Raw genomic sequence first — 20,581 nt, forward strand, 5'->3', positions numbered from 1 at the left:
TTGACTTCTTGACGCCCGCCCAAGCCATGTCTGACGCCAGCACCACTCCCATGATGAAGCAGTACCTCGCCATCCGGCGCGAGCTGCCGGAGGATGTGCTGCTGTTTTTCCGGCTGGGGGATTTTTATGAGCTGTTCTTTGAGGATGCGAAGACGGCCTCGCCGGTGTCGCAGGTGCTGAGTGCGGGAACGATCAATGATCTCAATCTGCTGGACTCGAACCGTGCGAACTATCTGGCGGCGGTGTTCCGGGATGGGAAGAAGCTGGGCCTGGCGTATGTGGACCATACGACGGGGGAGTTTGAGGTGGCGGAGTTCAAGGATGCCACGGAGCTGGTGGACGAACTGGAGCGGCTGCAGGCGAGCGAGCTGCTGTATAGCGAGGAGCAGCGGGATTTGATCGAGCTGCTGGGCAGGCCAAGCTGTGCGCTGGCGGTGGAGGGGTATTTGTTTTTGATCGATCAGGCGCAGCACAGTCTGACGCAGCATTTCAAGGTGCAGTCGCTGGATGGCTTTGGCTGTCAGGGGCTGAGCGCGGCGATCGGGGCTGCGGGGTGCATTTTGCAGTATCTGCAGTTTCAACTGCGGCGGAGTGTGGATCATATCCAACGGCTGCGGCATGCTCAAATTAGCGATGTGGTGCTGATCGATGCGGCGAGCCAGAGCCATCTGGAACTGGTGACGGCACGCGGTGGCAATGCGCACACGCTGCTGAGCGCGCTGGATCGCACGTGCACGCCGATGGGCGCGCGGAAGCTGCGGCACTGGGTGCTGCATCCGCTGCGGGATCTGGAGACGCTGACGCAGCGGCAGGACATGGTGGCGGCGCTGCTGGAGGAGTCGATGCTGTTCAGTCAGATCCGCACGCTGCTAAAAGAGGTGCGGGATCTGGAGCGCACGAGTTCGCGGCTGAGCCAGGGCAGCGGGAACGGGCGTGATCTGCTGATGCTGGCGTCTTCGCTGGAGGTGGTGCCTGCGCTGCGGGCGGCGCTGGAGCAGTTGATCGTGACGGGGAATTCGGATGATGAGGCGGCTGAAGGTGGGATCAGGATGATTCCTCTTCTGCTGACCCGGCTGCATGATCTGACGGGAATTTCGCAGGAGATTCAGAAGGCGATCGCGGAAGAGCCGCCGATGCAGATCAAGGAGGGTGGTGTGTTTCGCGAGGGCTATCTGCCGGCGCTGGATGAGCTGCGTGCGGCCTCGACGCTGGGCAGGCAATGGATCGCGGATTTGCAGAATCGTGAGATTGAGCGCACGGGGATCAAGAGTCTCAAAATCAAATACAACGCGGTGTTTGGGTACTTCATTGAGATCACGAAGGCGAATGTGGGCAGCGTGCCGCCGGATTATCATCGCAAGCAGACGACGGTGAATGGCGAACGCTACATCACGGATGAGCTGAAGCGGATGGAGGACAAGATTCTCGGCAGCGAGGAGCGCAGCAAGGCGCTGGAGTATGAGGAGTTTCTAGCGCTGCGCGGGCGGGTGCTGGAGCATCTGGCGCACATTCAGGAGACGGCGGAGACGATTGCGATTCTGGATGCGCTGGGTTCGCTGGCGGAGACGGCGCGGCTGTTTAACTACACGCGGCCGGTGCTGAATGAGACGCGCAATCTTTTCATCCGCGAAGGGCGGCATCCGGTGCTGGATCAGAACCTGACGGGTGGCGAGCGCTTTGTGCCGAATGACATCACGCTGGAGCCGGAGGAGAGCCGGCTGATTTTGATCACGGGGCCGAACATGGCGGGTAAGAGCACTTATTTGCGCATGACGGCGCTGCTGACGCTGATGGCTCAAATCGGAAGCTATCTGCCGGTGGCGAGCGCGGAGGTGGGGCTGGTGGATCGCATCTTCACACGCATCGGCGCGAGCGATGACATCGCGCGCGGGCAGAGTACCTTCATGGTGGAGATGAATGAGACGGCTCTCATTTTGAACAATGCGACGGAGCGCAGTCTGGTGATCCTGGATGAGATCGGGCGCGGGACGAGCACGTTTGACGGCCTCAGCATCGCCTGGAGTGTGGCGGAGCATCTGCATGACAAGGTGGGAGCGCGCACGCTGTTTGCGACGCACTACCATGAGATCACGGCGCTGGCGCAGAGCCGCAGTGCGGTGAAGAACTACAACGTGGCGGTGAAGGAGTGGAACCACCAGATCATCTTCCTGCGCAAGATTTTACCGGGCTGCGCTGAGAAGAGCTATGGGATCCAGGTGGCGCGGCTCGCGGGGCTGCCGGAGAATGTGATTGATCGCGCGAAGGAAGTGCTGCTGCAGCTCGAGGCGGGGCATCAGCCGGCGGAGAGTGTGAAGGAGGTGCCGGTGGCGACGAGTGTGCCGGCGAAGGTGAGGAAGAAGGCAGTGAGTGATGAGGATGCGGGGCAGATGGTGTTGTTTGGGTGATTTAAGATGAGGCGTCAACATCATCAGCTTTCCGAGCAGTTGAGAGCTTCTCGGACAATTCTTTGTCATACTGGGAAAGCCTGTTTTGAAGCCCCTCAATTTGATTCGTCAGATAAGTAATCGCTTCATCAATTTTTCTGCGCTCATCACGTGATGCCGCAGTAGAAGCGAAAAAGCTCCCGGAGATTTGACTTTCTTCCCATTTCTTCAAATTGGCATACGCAGTCTCACGTCTCGAAATGTGTGTCGAAAGTTGCGCCGTGATGGCTGAAATCAATACTTGGAGTGTGAGGGCTTCTGCTGAGTCCTTTTGAGCTTCGGCAGATTTCTTCAGCTCGCTCCGGGTCAATTTAAGCTCTTCTCGTTGAAGGTAGATTTCATGCATTTGAAGTCTGATCGTGTAAATCAGGCCAATCAATGCCGCCCCTGAAAAGAGGCTGTTAACCATCCCGAACATGTCGCCAAACTCTCCAGGTTTTTCTGCAATTTTTGGCGTGATTCCAATCAAAATCCAAACGATGAGAAAGCCAAAAATCCACGACCACTCAAACTTTGGGGGATCTCTCTTTTCTTCTGGGTTCATTTCGTTTTTCACAAACGGCTATGGTTGAGTGGTGGGCATTTTAAATTTACAAGTTATACGGCCTGCCTGCGGCGGCGGAAATGATTCACGAAGGTGTCGCGGTCCATTTCGATGGAGTCACCACGATCAAGCTGATCAAAGCCGGATGCGGCTTCCTGGTGCAAGAGGCCCAAGGCTGATTCACGAAATTCCATTTGTCGCAAAGCCTCGCGCACGACTTCTCCTTCATTCTCATACATTCCGGAGGCCATTTTTCTGGCCACGAGAGCGTCCAGAGCGAGTGGCAGGGTGATGGTCATGATTGCAAAACTAACAAGATCTGGATGAATGGCACTGAGTTTTGTGCGGTTGGTGTGTTTTCGGAGGGTGCTGTCCGAGCCATGGTGGGCTGGGTGCTTGCGGTGCAGGTGCGCAGCGGAACGTGTTGCAGACGCCGCTGGTGGATGGCGGAGTGTGGCGGAGTGCTGGGTTTGCTTCCCGGATTGTGGTGCGCCTACCCAGGGAAGCACTCGCCAAGGCTCGGCATCCCTGGGCTATAATACGGAAGGCCATTGGCCTTCAAGCCAAGGGCGTCATTCGATGGCGCAAGATTTTGCGGGGGTTCGTCGATGTTGAAGCCTTGGTTGCGAAGGTGGAGCATTTGTTTCTTGCTGTTTTTCACGCTGGGACCACAAGCCGACAACAATGGTGTCTTGGCTCCGTTTAACACCCTCACCACCATGCGCACGCTTCTTCTTCCTTTGCTTCTTTCGTCGCTCGCCTTTGCGGACACCCCCAAACTTCCTGGCGTTGGGGAGGCGATGCAGGGGATGATTGCCAAGGGTGAGGTGGCGGGGGTGGTGACGGTGGTGGCGAAGAAGGATGGGGTGGTGCATCTGGAGGCGAATGGGATGGCGGACATTGAGAAGCAGAAGACCATGAGCGTGGATACGATGTGCTGGATTGCTTCGATGACGAAGCCGGTGACCGGGGTGGCGATCATGATGCTGCAGGATGAGGGGAAGCTGAACATTGCGGACCCGGTGGCGAAGTATCTGCCGGAGTTTGCCGGGCTGAAAACGCCTTCGGGCAAGTCGGCGAATCTCACGATCACGCAGATTCTGACGCATACCTCCGGCTTGGGCGAGGCGGGTGGTGCGAAGGCGCAGGAGGCGCACACGCTGGCGGATCTGGTGCCGATCTGGCTGGCGACGCCGATGCAGTTCGAGCCCGGTGCAAAATGGCAGTACTGCCAGTCGGGCATCAATGCGGCGTCGCGCATCGTGGAGGTGATCAGCGGGATGACGTTTGACGAGTTTTTGCAGAAGCGGGTGTTTGATCCGCTGGGGATGACGAACACGACTTTTTATCCGACGGATGCGCAGTGGAGCAACGTGGCCACGGGGTATGCGAAGAACAAGGAGAGCGGCAAACTGGAGGCGGTGCCGCCACGCGGTGACTTCGGGAAACGCGGCCGCCCGCCGCAGGGCAATGGCGGGCTGTATTCCTGCGCGAAGGATTATACGCGCTTCTGCCAGATGCTGCTGAATGGCGGCACGCTGGAGGGCAAACGCATTTTGAGTCCGGAGGCGGTGAAGATTCTCTCGGCTGTGCACACGGGCGAGCTGCCCTGCGGTTTTTTCCAGAAGGCGGAGTTTGGCAGTCACGGGAAGAACTATGGCTGGGGCATCGGCACCTGTGTGCTGAAGGAGCCGCATGAAGGTCTGGCGGCGATGCTTTCGCCGGGCACCTTCGGTCATGGCGGTGCGTGGGGGACGCAGGCGTGGATCGATCCGAAGAAGGAGCTTATTTATGTGCTGATGGTGCAGCGTACGAACTTCCCCAACAGCGACGCGAGCCCGGTGCGTGAGGCGTTTCAGAATGCGGCGGCGAAGGCGGTGGGGAAGTGAGGGGGATCAGCGCCGCTGCAAGGAGCGGTCATGGATGGTCTGGGTGCTTGCGGTGCAGCTGCGCGGCGGGACTCGGTGTAGACGCTGCTGGTGGTGGGGTGTGGCGGAGTCCTCGGTTTGCTTCCCTGTCTGGCTGACAAAACCCAGGGCGGCGCTCGCTTAGGCTCGCTTGCCCTGGGCTATATTACGTCGCCCTTTCAGGGCTGTCGGCGGTTGCGGAAATGGTTCATGAAGGTGTCATGATTTGTTTCGACGGAAGCGCCGCGATCTAACTGGTTGAAGCCGCGCGTGGCTTTGTGCTGCCATTTTTGTTCGAGCAGTTGCATAGCTTCAGGCAGGGGGCGTTCGCGTCCGTTTTTCACGTCGTCCTCTGCTGCGGAGATGCCGCGCAGAAGGGGTGCGGCATCATGCAGTTCGCGCCAAGCTGCCGACTCCTCTGGCAGCTCTGCGAGCAAGGACAGGGTTTGCTCTTTGGTGCTCATGTATGCAGCGTAACCGCTGCCCTTTGGCATGCAACTGGGGCTTGGCTGGCGCGTGAGATGCGGCGTCTATCAGACTGCATCACGGACACTCCCGACGTGGACATACGGCCATGCGACTTGCCTGAGAGTCATCTAGAGGAAGTGCGGAGAAACTTGCACGTGCGGAGCTCTGCGGCATCGGAGTGCCGCGCTCCCAGGGTGACTACCTTTCGGCGTGAGGGTGGCTTTGTGGGGGAAGGACGTCCTCGCAGTCGGGTGGTTTGGCGGAGGAGGATGTGGGGCATGAGTACGACTTCGACGCCAAACACAGCCGACCTACGACCAGAGTGCCGCGCTCCCAGGGTGGCTGTGGGCGTGAAGGTGGCTTTGTGAGGGAAGGACGTCCTCGCAGTCGGGTGGTTTGGCGGAGGAGGATGTGGGGCATGAGAACGACTTCGACGCCAAACACAGCCGACCTACGACCAGAGTGCCGCGCTCCCAGGGTGGCTAGCTTTCGGCGTGAGGGTGAGTTTGTGGGATACGAGCGTCCTCGCAGTCGGGCGGTTTGGCGGAGGAGGATGTGGGGCATGAGTACGACTTCGACGCCAAACACAGCCGACCTACGACCAGAGTGCCGCGCTCCCAGGGTGGCTAGCTTTCGGCGTGAGGGTGAGTTTGTGGGGTACGAGCGTCCTCGCAGTCGGGCGGTTTGGCGGAGGAGGATGTGGGGCATGAGAACGACTTCGACGCCAAACACAGCCGACCTACGACCAGAGTGCCGCGCTCCCAGGGTGGCTGTGGGCGTTAGGGTGGCTTTGTGGGGTACGGACGTCCTCGCAGTCGGGTGGTTTGGCGGAGGAGGATGTGGGGCATGAGAATGACTTCGACGCCAAACACAGCCGACCTACGACCGGAGGGCCGCGCTGTTCGGGAAGACGTCTTTGGTTTCTGCCCAGATTTTCAAACGCCGGCTAACGCTGCTGCAAGGAGCGATCCACGAGGCCTTCGTAGATTTTGCGGCGTTCGTCGAGGCCGAGGCCTTTGTTGCGGAGGCCGAGCATTTGTTGATTGATGGTCTCGCGCTGGGAGGTGCTGAGGCGGGAAAGCTTGGCGACCATCTCGGGGGGCGGGGCCTTGGGGTAGCCGTCTGAGGAGAAGCCTTCCTTGTAGTTCACCGCGGCGGTTTTGGCTTCGCTCAACTGAGTGGAGGTGAGCTGCGGGGCGCTGCCACCGGAACCTCCGCCAGAGCTGCCGCCGGATTTGGAGCGCGGGGGCCGGGGCGGGGGCTTTTGATAGCGGACGGAGATGACCTCGCCGCCGGGGACCTGGATTTTGGCGGACCAGGTCTGGATCTCGTCGGAATGGCCGCCGACGCCGACGAGCTGCCAGCCCTGGTAATTGGGGGTGCGGGAGACGACGTGGGACTCGAAGGTCTTTGTGTCGAGAAGGGTGGCGTAAACGTCTTTTTCGAAATGGGCGACACCCGTGAGAATGAGGGAGTCGGAAATGCCGAGGGAGCGGGTGAAGGGGGAATTAGTGACGAGGGCTTCGAACTCCTCCATGTTTACCATGCGGGGGATGGCGCCGTCGTCCTCTGCGGGCATGGGTTGTGGCATGGGCATGGGGTCTGCGGCGGGCAGTGCCGCGACCGCCGTCAGGCACAGGACCATGAAAAGTACGCGGGGCACTGGCTTCATGGCCTTTCTTTCCGGGTCACAAGACGGACGACTCATGGCCAAATTACGGCGGTCATCTGCGCGAACCATCAAGGCAGCTTCTGAAATTCCTGCCAGCCTTCCCAGGCGATGCGCTGGAGGTCGGCGCGGTCCTTCTCGGAGAACTTGCGGGTGATGGGGCTGCCATCGCGGTCCTTGGTTTTGTCAGGAACGGGCTTTTCCTGGCTGCGGATGTCCGTGACGGAGTCGATGGGCAGGCCGACGGGGCTTTGATTGAAGATCGCAGAATAGAGCGTGCAGGCGGTGAGGTAGGCCATGGTCTGATTGAGATGCGCGTCATTGACGAAGCGCAGGGTCAGGTCCGGACGCTGGGTCTGGCAGCGCAGGGCGACGAGGGCCATCGGAGCGACGGAGGCATCGATCTTTTTGGCGAGGGCGGCGATGGTGCGCTCCTTGGCAAGCACGGGTGCGGGATCTGGCGCGGTGGTCAGGGGTTTCTCATTCTGGGTGGTGGGAGTGGTCACATAGAGGATGACGCGGGCGCCCTGGGCTTTGGCGAGTTCGGCGAACTTGGGGGCATACTCGGCATAGGGAGCGGGGTCGCCTTCGATGTCGTCGCGGTAGGACTGAAGCACGATGATGTCCCAGGGTTTGCGGTTGGCCTCGATCTTGGGGAGGAGCTCGCGATGGCGAGCGATGGCGATTTTGGCGTAATTGTCCTTGGGGTTTTCAGCGAGGGTCTTTTCGAGCGTGGCGATGGTGGCCTTTTCCTCGGCTTCGGTGAGGGTGGAACGCTTGACGAAGTTCTGGGTGCCGAGGCGCCAGTGATCTTTCAAGGTGCGGCCGCCGTAGATGATGTCGGTCGCATTGAATTTGAGACCCGGCTGGCCGGCCTCGGCCATGGCCTTGACCACGGAGCAGAGATTGTGGCGGCCGGTGAAGCTGTTGCCAATGAAGAGGACGTTCAGGGTTTTGGCTTCGTTCGCGGCCTGTGCGGCCATGGGAAGTGCGAGGAGGGCCCAAAGGGCGAAGCGGTGGAGGAGGCGGCGCGTCATGGTGGGCGTGAGAACGCGGTGGCGGAGTTTCGTCTCTCAGGGATTTGAGATGGCGGGGGTGGTGAAATCGTGAGATCTCCCCAGGAAGAAGAGAGGTTGACGAAACACATCCCCATTCTCATGCTTCGGGGCCTGATTCAAAATTCACATTCTCATGAGGGAAAACATACGCGCAGGATCGATCATCATGATTATCGCAGGGCTCGCCCTTGCGTATGTCTCCATGAACAAGGGCAAGGGGCGTGAGCTGCTGGAATCCACGGGCATCGAAGTGCCAGGGAAGGTACTGAAAGTCGAGGTGAATACCAAGACAGGACGACGCAGCGGCACCAAAAACTGGCTTACGGTGGAATACACGCCCAAAGAGAAGGCAGCCATCACGAGGCAGTTTCAGGTGACCGACGGCTATCTCGGCTCGATCACCAAGGGTGATGAGGTCACCGTGGATACGGTGCCAGTTGTCTATTCCGCGGCGGATCCGAAGAATGCGATCATTCGGAATGGCTCCACGGGCGATGGAGCCGGGGCCGAGAAGATCATGCTTTTCATCGCCGCAGCGGGAGGAGTTGGATTTTTGCTTTCCTTCGTTCCCCTGGGGAAACGTTAGCTGTCACCTTATCACGCCCTCTCTTCAACCCACGACCTTTCCTGTTCCTCATGTCCACCCGTCGCCATTTTCTCCACGCTGCCCTGGGTTTTGCCGCCCTGCCCTCTTTCTCACGTGCGGCTGCTGCGGGCGGGCCCAGCCTGGGTTTTAGCCTGTATGGCATGAAGACGCTGACTTTGAATGAGGCGCTCAAGACCTGCGCGGAGATCGGCTATGCGAATGTGGAGCTGGCATTGAATGCGGGGTTTCCGACGGAGCCGAAGGTGTTTACGGCCGAGGCACGGAAGGAGGCGGTGCAGCAGCTGGCGGCGCTGAAGCTGGACCTGCCGTGCCTGATGGTGAACATCAGCCTGACGGCGGATGACAAGGCGCATGCTCTGGCGCTGCGGACGATCGCCGATGCGGCGCAGGTGGCGCGGGACATGAACGCGGCGCAGCCGCCGATCATCGAGACGGTGTGCGGCGGCAAGCCGGCGCTGTGGGAGGAGCAGAAGGCAGGGATGGTGGAGCGGCTGAAGTCCTGGGCGGAAACCGCGGAGAAGGAGAAGACGGTGATCGCGATCAAGGCGCATGTGGGCAGCGCGGTGAACTCGCCGGAGCGGCTGCTGTGGTTGATCGATCAGGTGAGGTCTCCCGCCATTCAGGTAACGTATGACTACAGCCACTTTGAGCTGCAGGGGATCGACATGGAGGAGAGCATGAAGCTGCTGCTGCCGCGGACGAAGTTCATCCATGTGAAAGACTCGACGGGCGATGCGGCGAAGTTTCAGTTTCTGCTGCCGGGAGAAGGGCGGACGGATTATGTGAAGTATTTCACCCTGCTGAAAAAGCACGGTTACACCGGCCCCGTGGTGGTGGAGGTGAGCGGGCAGATTTTCAGCAAGCCGGGATATGACCCCGTGGCGGCGGCGAAGAAGAGCCATGCCGTGCTGGCCGGGGCGCTGGCGAAGGCGGGGTGATGCGCACTTGCTCACCGAGCCGTCTGCGATTTGCTGGCTTGCCACGCCTGAACGAAGAGATAACTTCTCCCCATGACTGCCACTCTTACAGCGCCGGCCGAGGCTTTGCTCCGTGAACAAGTCGCGAGTGGGCAGTTCAGTTCTATTGATTCGGCCCTGGAGGCCGCTGTGCAGACTGTGTTTGGTCGTCGTGCCAGCAAGGCTCTCGAGTCTCTGCTTGATGAAGCGCTGCAACATCCTGGACGCCGGGTGCCTGTCGCTGAGCTGCGGCGGAAGAAGGCATGAAGGCCGTTGTTCTTAATCCGGTGGCCGTCAATGATCTTGACGAAATCGAGGACTATATCGCCCAGGACAATCTCGCAGCCGCTGAGGAAGTTCGGCAGGATATTTTGGACACGGCCGAACGCCTGGGGCAACAGCCAGCCATTGGCGTTCGCCCTCGCTTCAGCGCTCCTCGTTTTGTGGGCATCCGATTTCTCCCTGCGGACCATTTCCCCACCTACCTTTTGTTTTATCACGAATTGGAAGATGAAATCGAGGTGTTGAGGGTTCTGCACGGCGCCAGAAATCTGCCGCCTCTTTTTGAATAATTTCCCGCCATGAAATCTCACTTGCTCATTCTTTTCCTGGTCACCCTAAACGCCGCCGCGCAAGAAGGAGCGCTGCTGCGGGTGGCGGATTTTGAGACGGGGGATGTTTCGCAGCTTGGGACGCAGAGGGCGCAGGAGGATTCATTGAGCATCGTGACGACGCCGGTGCGGGCGGGAAAGCATGCGGCGAAGACGCTGCTGCGGGCGAGTGACCCGGAGGTGAATGGCGGGCAGCGGGCGGAGTTTTCAGACGGGAAAAAAATGACGAAGGTGGAGATGGAGAAGGACTACTGGTATGGGCTGAGCATCTATGTGCCGCAGGAGTTCACGGCGCCCAAGCAGTCCAACGCGGTGCTGTTTCAATGGCACACGCAGGCGGGCGGACCGAGCCCGGTGCTGGCCATCCGCGTGGGAGCGGACGGGTGGATCATCACCACCAACGCCACGGAGAAGAAGCGCACGCTGGCCAGGATTCCCCTGGTGAAAGAACAGTGGACGGACTGGGTGGTGCATGTGCGCTGGTCCGCGGAAAAGAAAGGCTTCTGGACGATCTGGAAGGACGGCGTGGAGGTGGTGAAGGAGAGGGACATCATCACGCAATATCCGGAAGGGCTGGGGCCGTATGCGAAGTTTGGGCAGTACCACAGCGTGGGCGAGGTGCCGCAGAACGTGGTGTATTTTGACGAGTATCGCGTGGCGGGCCCCGGGGGCAGCTTTGAGGCGGTGTCTCCGGGCAGGAGCGTGGAGAAGAAGTGATTGACGTTTTGCGGTGTGTTCGTCAGCATCGCGGATCACCATTCATTTCATTTTTTATGACCCGAAGCACCTTTCTCAAATCAACCGTGGCCGCCAGCGGGCTCGTCGGTGTGGCGCAAGAACTCACAGCCGCCGATGCGCCTGGCAGCAGCGCGCGCGAGTATTTTGAAATCCGGAAGTACACGCTGAAAAGCGCCGAGAAGCAGAGGGTGCTGGAGGCCTACCTGAAGGATGCGGCGATTCCGGCGCTGAACCGGCTGGGCGTCAAAAACGTGGGGGTGTTTCTGCCGGAGAAGCCGGAGGGTGCGCCGGTGGTGTATGTGGTGCTGCGCTACAGCTCGCTGGATCAACTGGCAAAGACGGCGGAGCTGCTGGCGGATGCCGCCTTGCAGAAGCAGGGCGCGGCATATCTGGATGCTCCCGCGGCGGATGTGGTCTATGAGCGCGTGGAAAGCTGGCTGACGCAGGGCATCGACGGCCTGCCGACCATGACGGTGCCGGCCAAGGGCAGCCAGGTGTACCAACTGCGCATCTACGAAAGCCCGACGGAGAAGACGGCGAAGAAAAAGATCGAGATGTTCGACATCGGCGAACTCGCCATCTTCAAGCGCTGCGGACTGAACGCGGTGTTTTTTGGAGAGACAATCGTGGGCCCGCTGATGCCGAACCTGACCTACATGCTGAGCTTCAGCGATGCCGCCGCAAGGGACCAGGCCTGGAACACCTTCCGCGGTGATGCGGAGTGGGCCAAGCTGAAGACGACGCCGGGATTCACGGACAAGGAGATCGTGTCGCGCATCACGAACATCGTGCTGGTGCCCGCAGCGTATTCACAGATCTGAGCGGAGAGTGGAGGAGACGAAGACACACTCCGTCTCCTCAATCGCCATCATCGTTGCTCAGGACTTGCCGGCTTTGGCCAGCACGTTTTCGAGGGTTTTGGCGAACGCTTCGGGAGAGGTGCCGCCGATCTGCTTGTCGATCTCCTTGCCGGAGGGATTGAGGAACTCGATGTGCGGGATGCCGTTGACGCCGTACTTGGCGGCGGCGCTTTCGTTGCGCGGATCATCGACGTCGAGATAGGCCCACACGAATTTGTCGTGGAAGGCCTTCACCTCGGCGCTGGGGTAGACGTCATGCTTCATGGCCTGGCAGGGCGGGCACCAGGCGGCGGAGAAGACGAGGACGACGGGCTTGCCGGACTTTTTCGCGGCACTCATGGCGGAGGTGCTGCTGTCTTTGAACTCGGGGCTGCCTTTGGGAAAGTCGCCGGCGATGGCCAGGCTGGTGGCTGCGGCGAGAAGGAGGAGGAGGGTTTTTTTCATGGGTTTTGGGGGTACCAAGGGGAACGAACCATGAGATGCGGCGGGGACGGTTTTTATTCCGGGTTTTGCGCCAGCCGCGAGAATCGCGGTCAATTTCGAGAGCCTTTTTTTGAACGGCGAGCTTCCGACTGCATTGACTTGGCGGCAGGCTGCCGTAAGCGGTGCGGGATGAGCATGAAACGACTTCCGGTTTTTCTCGTCGGTGCGGCCCTGGCACTTACTCTTCCGCCTTCATCCATCCTGGCGAATGAAGCGTTCTTTTCCAAAGATGGCGGGACGGTGACGCTGGCGCTCGGCGACCGGGGTTACGGGCTGATGCAGGTGGATGTGGGCACGGGGAAGATCACCCACGCGCCGCTGCCGGCGGAGCTGAAGGATGAGAGCATCAACAGCGTGGCGGCGGGGAGCGAGGGTGAGGTGCTGTTTCTGGCGAAGAACGGCGTGTGGGTGTGGACACCGGGCGCGGCCAAGCCGGTGAAGCATGTGTGCCCCACCGCACCCGTGGTGGATGCGACGGATCTGTTTGTGGCCACGGTTCCGGGCACAGCGCTGACGGACTGTCTCTTCATCAGCGGCAATGAGACAGCAGAGGGAACGAGCCGCGGTCTGCTTTATGGACGCAAGCCGGGTGGCAAGCAGCCCTTTCTTTCCATCTTCTGCCGCCGTGTGAGTGATGCGACGGGCGGGGTGTTTTCCAATGACGGGCGTTTGTTTTTCGTGAGTGGTGGTGATGTGTGGGAGGGCGGCATCCAGCCGGACGAGGACACGGGCACGGAGCGGCTGGGCACGCTGGTGGGGGCGCGCATCGCACCGCTGGGGATCATGAACACGGATGAAGCGAATGCGGGCAGCCTGTGGGTGCAGCATGTGGCGCCGGCGGGAAAGTGGATCTACGCGCAACTGAGCGGGCACCACATGTCCGCGATCGTGCGGACGCCGCTGCCTGCCAAGCCGCTGTATGCGCCAGGATCGGAGGAGACTCCGAGTTCCAAGGATCATCTGGCGGCGATGGCGCATGCGCTGGGGAAGAGCGAGATCATCACGGAGGACACGGAGCATGTGAGCGCGCTCTGCGCCACGGAGGTGGGAGGGAAGCCACGTTTGTTTTTCTGCGGAGATGCGGAGGAGGAGAAGGGCCCCGCGCTGCTGCTGTGGGAAGGCGCCGGCGCGCCACGCGCCATCGGGCACCTGCCGAAGGAGTGAAGTAAGGCGCAGCGCAGCACCGCTGAAAATGCGAACGCCCGGAGAGAAGCTCCGGGCGTTGCTGGGGTGATTTGATTTATGCCAAGGCGCGGCTGCGATCAATGCATGCCGTGGTGGCCGCTGTGATGGCCGTGGCTGGAGTGGCCAGAGGCGGGCGCGCCGCCCGACGGAGCACCACCGGAGGGAGCGCCGCCGGAAGAGTGGCTGCTGTGATGATGAGAGCCGCCGCCGAAGCTGAAGCCGCCTGAGGAACCGCCGCCGAAAGAGGAGCCAGCACCGGCGCTGGAGTGGTGAGAGCTGCCGCCTGAGTGGTGGGAGCTGCCGCCGAAGGAGAAGGGAGAGCCCGAAGAGCCGCCCCCGAAGTGGCTGCCTGAATGATGCTGCGGCTGATGATGGGAGGGAGAGGGCGAGGAGTAGCCGCGGCCGGAATGGTGGGAGGAAGACCCGAAGCCGCTGAAGAACGAAGCGAAGGAAGGCGCGGAGTAGGAGCGGGGTGAATAGCTGGAGCGGGGGGAGTAGGGCCGGGAGTTGTAGCTGTTGTATGAAACGACCGGGCGCGAGCTGTAGCCATAGCCGCTGCGATAGTAGTTTGAGCCGGACGAGTACCCGGAGCCGTAGCCATAACCATAACCGGGGCCGTAGGGCGCGGCGAATTCGTCGCAGGAGGAAAGGGAAAGGACGGCAGCCAGTGAAACCAGCGGGAGGAGGAGAGATTTGATTTTCATGATCCTCGCTTCGGACGAATAGGCGCGAGGCTTATTCATTCGATTGTTTGCGGCATGAAGATTTTTCGTCGGCGGCATGTTGAGCTCGCTGCGGGAGAGAAGCTGTGGGCTTTCGCAGTGACGGAGGATTTGGGGATGACGGAATGCCTGGGATGAGGCGTGAGCGCTGGGCCATCTCGCGGAGCGAGATGGCTACTTTGGCGGCGGCTTCGCCGCTTTGAAGGGGGCAAAGAACGCCTAGGGCATCAGTTCATTTGCGAGTGCGGTGGCTTCGGCCAGGAAGGCCTCTCCCAGGGGGGAGAGGCGTCCAGTCCAGAGGGCGCCGAAGCAGAGCGGAGGAAAATCTTCGAGCGTGAGCACCTTCACATTGTCGGGCAGTTTGATGCGCGGATGGCGCAGCATCAGTCCGGCGCCGAAGCCTTCCACGACGTAGCGGAGGACGAGATCGAGGCTGCCGACTTCCAGGCTGGGCAGCCACTCCAGACCGCGCTGGCGCAGCGTGGCCTGGAAGGAGCGTGAGACGACATCCCGGGCCTCCAGGGAAACCAGCGGGAGATCGATGCGGTCTTTTTCGAAAATCTGCGCGGCCTGGGTGATGCCGCTCTGCTGGGTGACGAGCAGGACCATGGGCAGGCGGATGAGTTCGCGGGACTCGATGTTGGCCGTGGTTTTTTCCATGAGGGTGCCAAAGCCAATGTCCACCTCCTGCGCGGCCAGCAGGGCCTCGATCTCCTGCTGGCGGCCGTGGGTGAGGGTGAAGTGAAAGCCCTTCACGCGGCGGCGCATGCGTGCGAAGAGCTCCGGCAGGTAGTCCCGCTGCACGACCTCGGCCGAGGCGATGCGGAGGCGGTTTTCGCCGCCGCCGCGCAGGCGGTCTCCCATCTCCGTGAGGCCGCCGAAGAAGGGGGCGATGAAGTCGTAGAGCGTCTGCCCCTCGCGCGAGAGCTGGAAGGGCCGGCGCTGGTAGAGGGTGACGCCCAAGGCATCCTCAAGCTGCAGGATCTGCGCGCTGATGGCGGGCTGCTGAATGCCATAGGGCATGGCGCGTGCAGCGGCGCTGACACCGCCGTGCCGGGCCACGTAGTAAAAGAGCTCAAGGTGATGGACATTCATGCCGTGGGGCAGGCTATACGGTTTATCAATGATGCCACGTGGAAATATCAATTTCCCTTGCGAGGCCGGGTCTGAGAAGCTCGGGCATCATGGAAGGACTCATCTTTCTCTTTCTGCTGGGACTCTGCATTGCAGTGCTCGTATTGCCCTTTTACGCCACCTCCGTGGCGAACAAGGCGAGCCGCCGTGTGGACGAGTTAAACAAGGAAACCAGAGCGCTGCGCGGGCTGGTGGCCCAAAATGTGGAGCGTGAAGCGCGGCTGATCCGGCGCATCGAAGCCCTGGAAGCCGGCCGGCCGGCACCGCCGCGGGAGCCCACCGCCGCCGCGGCTGAAGCAGCGGTCCCCGTGGCAGCGCGGGAATTTGTATCTGCATCCCCTGCCCCGGCTGTTCCGCCGAATGAGCCGGTCTTGGACGCGGCACGGTTCTCACCGCCGGCGGCTTCCGCACCGGAGCCCATGGCGGCCAAGACGACGGCACCGGTTCCCGTTTCCGCACTGAAGGCGGCCACAACAGCCGCCCCGCCGCCACCGCCCACTCATCCCGCGACCGTCCGCCCGCCCGCCGAAGCCAGGCCGGTCGCAGCGCCGGCCGAGGCTCCAAGCCTGTCTCTGGAGCAGTTCATGGGCGCGAAGCTCTTCGCGTGGGTGGGCGGGCTGGCCTTGTTTCTCGGCATCATCTTCTTTGTGAAGCTGAGCATCGAGCGCGGATGGATCTCTCCCGAGCTGCGCACGGCGATCGGGTTTGTGATCGGCGCCGGGCTGGTGGGCGCGGGCGTGGTGATGCAGCAGCGCAAAGCGTTTGCCACACTGGCGCAGACGCTGTGCGCCACCGGCACCCTGGTGCTGTATGGGGTGAGTTATGCGGCGCATGCGCTGTATCACATTCCGCCGTTTCATCATGCGCTGGTGACCTTTGGACTGATGACGCTCATCACGGCGGCGGCCTTCGTGCTGGCAGTTCGCATGGACGCGCAGGTGGTGGCGGTGCTGGGCATGCTGGGGGGATTTTTGACGCCGGTTCTCTGCTCCACGGGGCATGACAATCCGGGCGGGCTCTTCAGCTACATCGCGCTGCTGGACATCGGCGTGCTGGCGGTGGCCAAGTACAAGCGCTGGCTGCACCTGACGGCGCTGGCGGCCACGGGAACGATGATCATGCAGGCGGGATGGATGATGAAATTTTTCCACACGTCCCACTATGCCATGGGTGCGGCCACGTGGATTCCGGTGAGCGTGTTTCTGGGCTTTGCGCTGCTGTTTGCGGTAGCGGCGTGGTGGTCACGGCAGCGCGAGGATGAGGACGGCATTCCCGCCAAAGCGGCGCTGGCGCTGTGCGGCAGCGCGCTTTTCACCGCCTTCCTCTTTCTGGACTACGGGGCCATCGCCGCACGCCCGGTGCTGCTGTACACCTTTGTGCTGGGGATCAACGCCCTGGTGCTGCTGATCGCGTGGCAGCAGCCGCGCGTGGCGGTGGCGCAGGGCATCGTGGCGGCGCTGACGTTTCTGCATCTGGTCAAATGGACGACCGACCAGCTCACTGCGGAGCTGCTGCCGCAGGCGCTGGGCATTTATCTGGCCTTTGGGCTGCTGCACACGGCCTTTGCGGTGCTGTGGCAGCGCCGCGGGCAGTCTGGCACGGTGGCGATGAGCTGGACGCCGGTGGTCACGCTGGCGCTGCTGCTGATGCCGGTGCTGTGTCTGGACTCGGTGAGCCTGATGCTGTGGCCGGCGATCCTGCTGGTGGATCTGCTGATCATCGGGCTGGCGGTCTTCGTTGGATCATTGATCCCGGTGTTCGCGGCGCTGGCGCTCACCTTCATCACGGCCGGAGCGTGGATGTTCCGCCTGCCGGCACACACCGCGGGCGGGCTGGGCCAGTTTCTCTTTGTGCTGGGCGGCTTTGCAGTGCTGTTTGGCGCTGCCGGCAGCCTGATCTCGCGCAAAATGCCGAAGATGCCGTTTGCGGAGCTGCTGCCGGTGAGCTCGGCAGTGCTGCCGTTTGCGCTGCTGATTCTGGCCACGCTGCATCTGCGGGTGGCGGATCCTTCGCCGGTTTTTGGGCTGGCGCTGCTGCTCACGGTTTTCCTGCTGGGACTTACACGCATCAGCGGCATCGCGGTGCTGGCGCCCACGGCGCTGGGCTGCGTGCTGGCGCTGGAGTGGGCCTGGCATCAGCAGAGCTTCAGCGCGGAGCATGCGGCCACACCGCTGTGCTGGTATCTGGGATTTTACGCGCTCTTCACGGCCTGGCCGCTGGTGTTTCAGAAGCTCTTTGCCACACGGCAGCTCCCATGGATCGTCTCCGCGGCGGCGGGGCTGGGGACCTTTGGCCTGGTCTACCGCACGGTGGGGCAGGCGTGGCCGAATGAGATGATGGGACTGCTGCCGGTGGCCTTTGCCATGGCGCCGCTGCTGTGCCTGGTTTTTGTGCTGAAGCAGCATGGTGCGGAGAATCCGGCGCGGCTCACGCAGCTCGCGTGGTTCGGAGGAGTGGCGCTGTTTTTCATCACGCTGGTCTTCCCGGTCCAGTTTGAGAAGCAGTGGATCACGCTGGGCTGGGCGCTGGAGGGCGCGGCGCTGTGCTGGCTCTTCCGCCGGGTGCCGCATGCGGGCCTGCGCGGCACGGGCACGGTGCTGCTGGTGGCGGCCTTTGTGCGGCTGGCGCTGAATCCGGCGGTACTGGAATATCAGATCCGGGGTGAGACGGCCATCCTGAACTGGCAGCTCTATGCCTACAGCCTGTGCGCGCTGGCGCTGTTTGCCGCGGCACGCTGGCTCACGCCGCCGCATGACCGGTGGGGAGAGACGAGTCTGCGCGGGCTTTTCTGCACGTTGGGCGGCATCCTGCTTTTTCTGCTGCTGAACATCGAGATCGCGGATGCCTTCACGCCTGCGGGGCAGAGGTCCATCACGTTTGACTTTGACGGCAACTTCGGCCGCGACATGACCTACACCATTGGATGGGCGCTGTATGCGCTGGGACTGCTGGTGCTCGGCATCTGGCAGCGGAACGCACCCACACGCTATGCGGGCATCGGCCTGCTGGGGCTGGCGCTGCTGAAACTGTTTCTGCATGATCTGGCGAACATTGAAAGCATCTATCGCATCGGCGCGCTGATGGTGGTGGCGGTGATTGCGCTGGCGGCCTCGTTCCTGTATCAACGTTTCCTTACCGACGACAAAAACAATCCTGCATGTTAAACGGAGCTTTGTGCGCCCAGAACGAGCTAAAGCTCACGACTACTTTCCCCACTCATGAAACCGCAGCTCCTTCTTCTTGCCCTGTGCCTGTCCTCGGCCGCGAGCGCTGCTGACTATGCCGCCTGGACGCACCGGCAGACGGTGAAGGTGGCGCAGCCCGGCCTGACGCGGCTGGAGCTGGAGCCTGCGCTGCTGGACGCCTCGAGCGCGACGGGCGGCGCGCCTTTCCACGACCTGCGGGTGGTCAGCCCCAGCGGTGTGGAGACGCCGTACATCATCGCGCTGCCGCGCATCATGCGGCCGGAGATGGTGGAGGCGGCGGGATTTAAAACCACGCTCAATCCGAGCGAGACGGTGCTGGAGTTTCAGCCGCCCGCGGGCACGGCGGTGACGGAGGTGCTGCTGCAAACGCATGCGACCGGATTCATCAAGGCCGCGACGGTGGAGGCGAGCAGCGACGGCGCACGCTGGCAGACGCTGGCCAGCCATGAGCTGCTGTGCCGCCAGCACGGCACGGAGCGGCTGCGCTTCCACTTCGCCTCCGCGGCCTGGAGGCACTTCCGTGTGACGATCGACGACACGCGCAGCGCGCCGGTGGTCTTCAACGGGGCGCAGGTGCGGCGGGATCTGCCGGAACTGCGCATGCTGGCCCAGCCGGTGACGATCCGCGAACGCACGGAAAAGGCCGGTGAAACGCACCTGAAGCTGGATCTGGGCAGCGCCCATGTGCTGCTGGGGACCGTGAGGCTGCACACGCCCGAGCCGGTGTTTCAGCGTGAAGCGACGCTGCTGGATGCGCATGCGACGCTCTTCCGGCTGCAGCATGAGGGGCGCAGCGTGGAGGATCTGGAGATGGCCCCGCACCAGCTCGCTGAGAAGCGCGAAGTGGAGCTGGTGATCCGCAATGGCGACAGCCCGCCGCTGAAAATCGAGCACATCGAGGCCAGGCGGCACCCGGTGCCGGTGGTGTTTCAGGCGGACGCGGTGGGAGAGTGGCAGTTTTACATGGGCAATGCGCAGGCCGCGGAGCCGCGCTACGACATCGCGGCGCTGGGCGAGAAGCTGAGGGAGGCCACCGCGCACTCCGCCACGGCCAGCGCGGTGGAGGCGAACACGGCTTTTCGCAAAACCGCCACCGCCCCGGAGGTGGGTGATGTGGGGCCGGCGATCGATGTTTCGCCATGGGCATTTCAGCGGCCGGTGAAATTCAAGGAGGCCGGCGTGGTGGTGGTGGAGCTCGTGCCAGAGGTGCTGGCGCGCTGCGCGAATGATCTGCACGACGTGCGGGTGGTGCGGGAGGGGCACCAGCTTCCGTTCATCGCCATCAAAGCGGGGCTGGAGCATGAGCTGGAAGTGCCCATCTCCGAAGTGGCCGACCCTCAGAACCCGACGTGGTCGAAGTGGGACATTCAGCTGCCGTTTGCCAATTACCCCACGAGCGAGCTGCTGCTGGACTCGCCGACGCCCCTTTTTGCACGGACGCTCACGGTTTCCGAGCAGCATGAGACGGAGAAGGGGCGCTTCGAGCGCATTTTGAGCAATGCGAACTGGCAGCGGCGGCCGGGGCAGCCGGCGAGCACGTTTCATCTTTCGCTGTACTCCGCGCCGCGCGCCACGTCCATCCGCCTGGCCACGGACAATGGCGACAATCCGCGGCTGCAGATCACCTCCGCACGTGTGCTGTATCCGGTGGTGCAGCTGCTCTTCCGGGTGCCGGACACCACGCCGGTGCAGCTCTGCTATGGGAACCGCCGGGCGCCCTACACGCGCTATGATCTGCAGCTGGCGCGGCCCGAATTTGAAAGCGCCGTGAAAGTGGCCGGGGTGCTGGGGGATGAGGCGAAGCTGCCTGGGTATGACGCGGGTGTGCACGGCCCCATCGGCAAGGGCGGGGCGTGGATCTGGATGGCGCTGTCCCTGGTGGTGGTGGCGCTGCTGTGGGTGGTGGCGAAGATGCTGCCGAAGAAGGCGGAGGGGTGAGGGCGGGAGGAGTCAAGCGCCCCCTTGCAACCCCGCCCCGCATGCGGACGT

At 62.1% G+C, this 20,581-nt stretch carries 18 protein-coding genes; 10 read left to right on the plus strand and 8 right to left on the minus strand.

Translation table 11 applies throughout. The annotated features are described in order from the left end of the window. Positions 1-26: 26 nt before the first annotated feature. Entirely contained in the window at positions 27-2,405 is a 2,379-nt protein-coding gene (gene mutS / locus ACILSQ_RS01620; RefSeq protein WP_395741824.1) for a DNA mismatch repair protein MutS, read from the plus strand. A gap of 1 nt (position 2,406) precedes the next feature. Here the strand turns inward: mutS and ACILSQ_RS01625 are convergent, their stop codons facing one another. Together ACILSQ_RS01625 and ACILSQ_RS01630 are read right to left on the minus strand one after the other, a co-directional pair. Then, complete coding sequence (locus tag ACILSQ_RS01625) at positions 2,407-3,000, minus strand: hypothetical protein (RefSeq protein ID WP_395741825.1); 594 nt, start codon at positions 2,998-3,000, stop codon at positions 2,407-2,409. Between the two features lie 41 nt (positions 3,001-3,041). Further along, positions 3,042-3,287 carry a type II toxin-antitoxin system ParD family antitoxin gene (locus ACILSQ_RS01630; protein WP_395741826.1) on the minus strand — a complete coding sequence of 82 codons (246 nt, stop codon included), beginning with the start codon at positions 3,285-3,287 and terminating at the stop codon, positions 3,042-3,044. A gap of 420 nt (positions 3,288-3,707) precedes the next feature. Here ACILSQ_RS01630 and ACILSQ_RS01635 point away from each other — a divergent pair, with 420 nt between their 5' ends. After that, a complete protein-coding gene (locus ACILSQ_RS01635; RefSeq protein ID WP_395741827.1) occupies positions 3,708-4,877 on the plus strand; it encodes a serine hydrolase domain-containing protein in 1,170 nt (389 codons plus the stop codon). Positions 4,878-5,074: 197 nt separating this feature from the next. Here the strand turns inward: ACILSQ_RS01635 and ACILSQ_RS01640 are convergent, their stop codons facing one another. The 3 genes from ACILSQ_RS01640 to ACILSQ_RS01650 all read right to left on the minus strand — a co-directional run bounded on the left by ACILSQ_RS01640 (position 5,075) and on the right by ACILSQ_RS01650 (position 8,069). Continuing rightward, positions 5,075-5,359, minus strand: coding sequence for a hypothetical protein (locus tag ACILSQ_RS01640; protein ID WP_395741828.1), 285 nt, complete (start codon positions 5,357-5,359; stop codon positions 5,075-5,077). A gap of 950 nt (positions 5,360-6,309) precedes the next feature. After that, a complete protein-coding gene (locus ACILSQ_RS01645; protein WP_395741829.1) occupies positions 6,310-7,035 on the minus strand; it encodes a hypothetical protein in 726 nt (241 codons plus the stop codon). A gap of 68 nt (positions 7,036-7,103) precedes the next feature. After that, positions 7,104-8,069 (minus strand): hypothetical protein, encoded by a 966-nt coding sequence (locus ACILSQ_RS01650; RefSeq protein WP_395741830.1) that lies wholly within the window; start codon positions 8,067-8,069, stop codon positions 7,104-7,106. 187 nt (positions 8,070-8,256) lie between these two features. Between ACILSQ_RS01650 and ACILSQ_RS01655 the strand changes: the two genes are divergently transcribed. From ACILSQ_RS01655 to ACILSQ_RS01675, 5 genes are all read left to right on the plus strand, one after another. After that, the gene (locus ACILSQ_RS01655) at positions 8,257-8,676 is read left to right on the plus strand and encodes a DUF3592 domain-containing protein (RefSeq protein WP_395741831.1); all 420 of its coding nucleotides are present in this window, start codon (positions 8,257-8,259) and stop codon (positions 8,674-8,676) included. Between the two features lie 50 nt (positions 8,677-8,726). After that, positions 8,727-9,635 carry a sugar phosphate isomerase/epimerase family protein gene (locus ACILSQ_RS01660; protein ID WP_395741832.1) on the plus strand — a complete coding sequence of 303 codons (909 nt, stop codon included), beginning with the start codon at positions 8,727-8,729 and terminating at the stop codon, positions 9,633-9,635. Positions 9,636-9,916: 281 nt separating this feature from the next. Beyond that, positions 9,917-10,225, plus strand: a complete 309-nt coding sequence (locus tag ACILSQ_RS01665) for a type II toxin-antitoxin system RelE/ParE family toxin (protein WP_395741833.1) — start codon at positions 9,917-9,919, stop codon at positions 10,223-10,225. Between the two features lie 9 nt (positions 10,226-10,234). Then, the gene (locus ACILSQ_RS01670; protein WP_395741834.1) at positions 10,235-10,981 is read left to right on the plus strand and encodes a polysaccharide lyase; all 747 of its coding nucleotides are present in this window, start codon (positions 10,235-10,237) and stop codon (positions 10,979-10,981) included. Between the two features lie 56 nt (positions 10,982-11,037). Beyond that, complete coding sequence (locus ACILSQ_RS01675) at positions 11,038-11,823, plus strand: NIPSNAP family protein (protein WP_395741835.1); 786 nt, start codon at positions 11,038-11,040, stop codon at positions 11,821-11,823. Positions 11,824-11,880: 57 nt separating this feature from the next. Here ACILSQ_RS01675 and ACILSQ_RS01680 read toward each other — a convergent pair whose 3' ends face one another. Beyond that, positions 11,881-12,306 carry a thioredoxin family protein gene (locus ACILSQ_RS01680; protein ID WP_395741836.1) on the minus strand — a complete coding sequence of 142 codons (426 nt, stop codon included), beginning with the start codon at positions 12,304-12,306 and terminating at the stop codon, positions 11,881-11,883. A gap of 174 nt (positions 12,307-12,480) precedes the next feature. Here ACILSQ_RS01680 and ACILSQ_RS01685 point away from each other — a divergent pair, with 174 nt between their 5' ends. Beyond that, complete coding sequence (locus ACILSQ_RS01685; RefSeq protein ID WP_395741837.1) at positions 12,481-13,509, plus strand: hypothetical protein; 1,029 nt, start codon at positions 12,481-12,483, stop codon at positions 13,507-13,509. Positions 13,510-13,607: 98 nt separating this feature from the next. On the opposite strand, the gene ACILSQ_RS01690 is transcribed toward ACILSQ_RS01685, so the two are convergent. Continuing rightward, on the minus strand, positions 13,608-14,234 hold the full coding sequence (locus ACILSQ_RS01690) for a hypothetical protein (RefSeq protein ID WP_395741838.1): 627 nt from the start codon (positions 14,232-14,234) through the stop codon (positions 13,608-13,610). A 237-nt stretch (positions 14,235-14,471) separates the two neighbouring features. Next, the gene (locus ACILSQ_RS01695) at positions 14,472-15,347 is read right to left on the minus strand and encodes a LysR family transcriptional regulator (RefSeq protein WP_395741839.1); all 876 of its coding nucleotides are present in this window, start codon (positions 15,345-15,347) and stop codon (positions 14,472-14,474) included. Positions 15,348-15,436: 89 nt separating this feature from the next. On the opposite strand from ACILSQ_RS01695, the gene ACILSQ_RS01700 reads away from it, so the two are divergent. Continuing rightward, positions 15,437-18,550, plus strand: a complete 3,114-nt coding sequence (locus tag ACILSQ_RS01700) for a DUF2339 domain-containing protein (RefSeq protein ID WP_395741840.1) — start codon at positions 15,437-15,439, stop codon at positions 18,548-18,550. Positions 18,551-18,604: 54 nt separating this feature from the next. Then, positions 18,605-20,530 carry a hypothetical protein gene (locus ACILSQ_RS01705; RefSeq protein WP_395741841.1) on the plus strand — a complete coding sequence of 642 codons (1,926 nt, stop codon included), beginning with the start codon at positions 18,605-18,607 and terminating at the stop codon, positions 20,528-20,530. Positions 20,531-20,581: the final 51 nt, after the last annotated feature.

It is taken from the genome of Prosthecobacter sp. (genome assembly GCF_044227185.1).
Classification (GTDB): domain Bacteria; phylum Verrucomicrobiota; class Verrucomicrobiia; order Verrucomicrobiales; family Verrucomicrobiaceae; genus Prosthecobacter.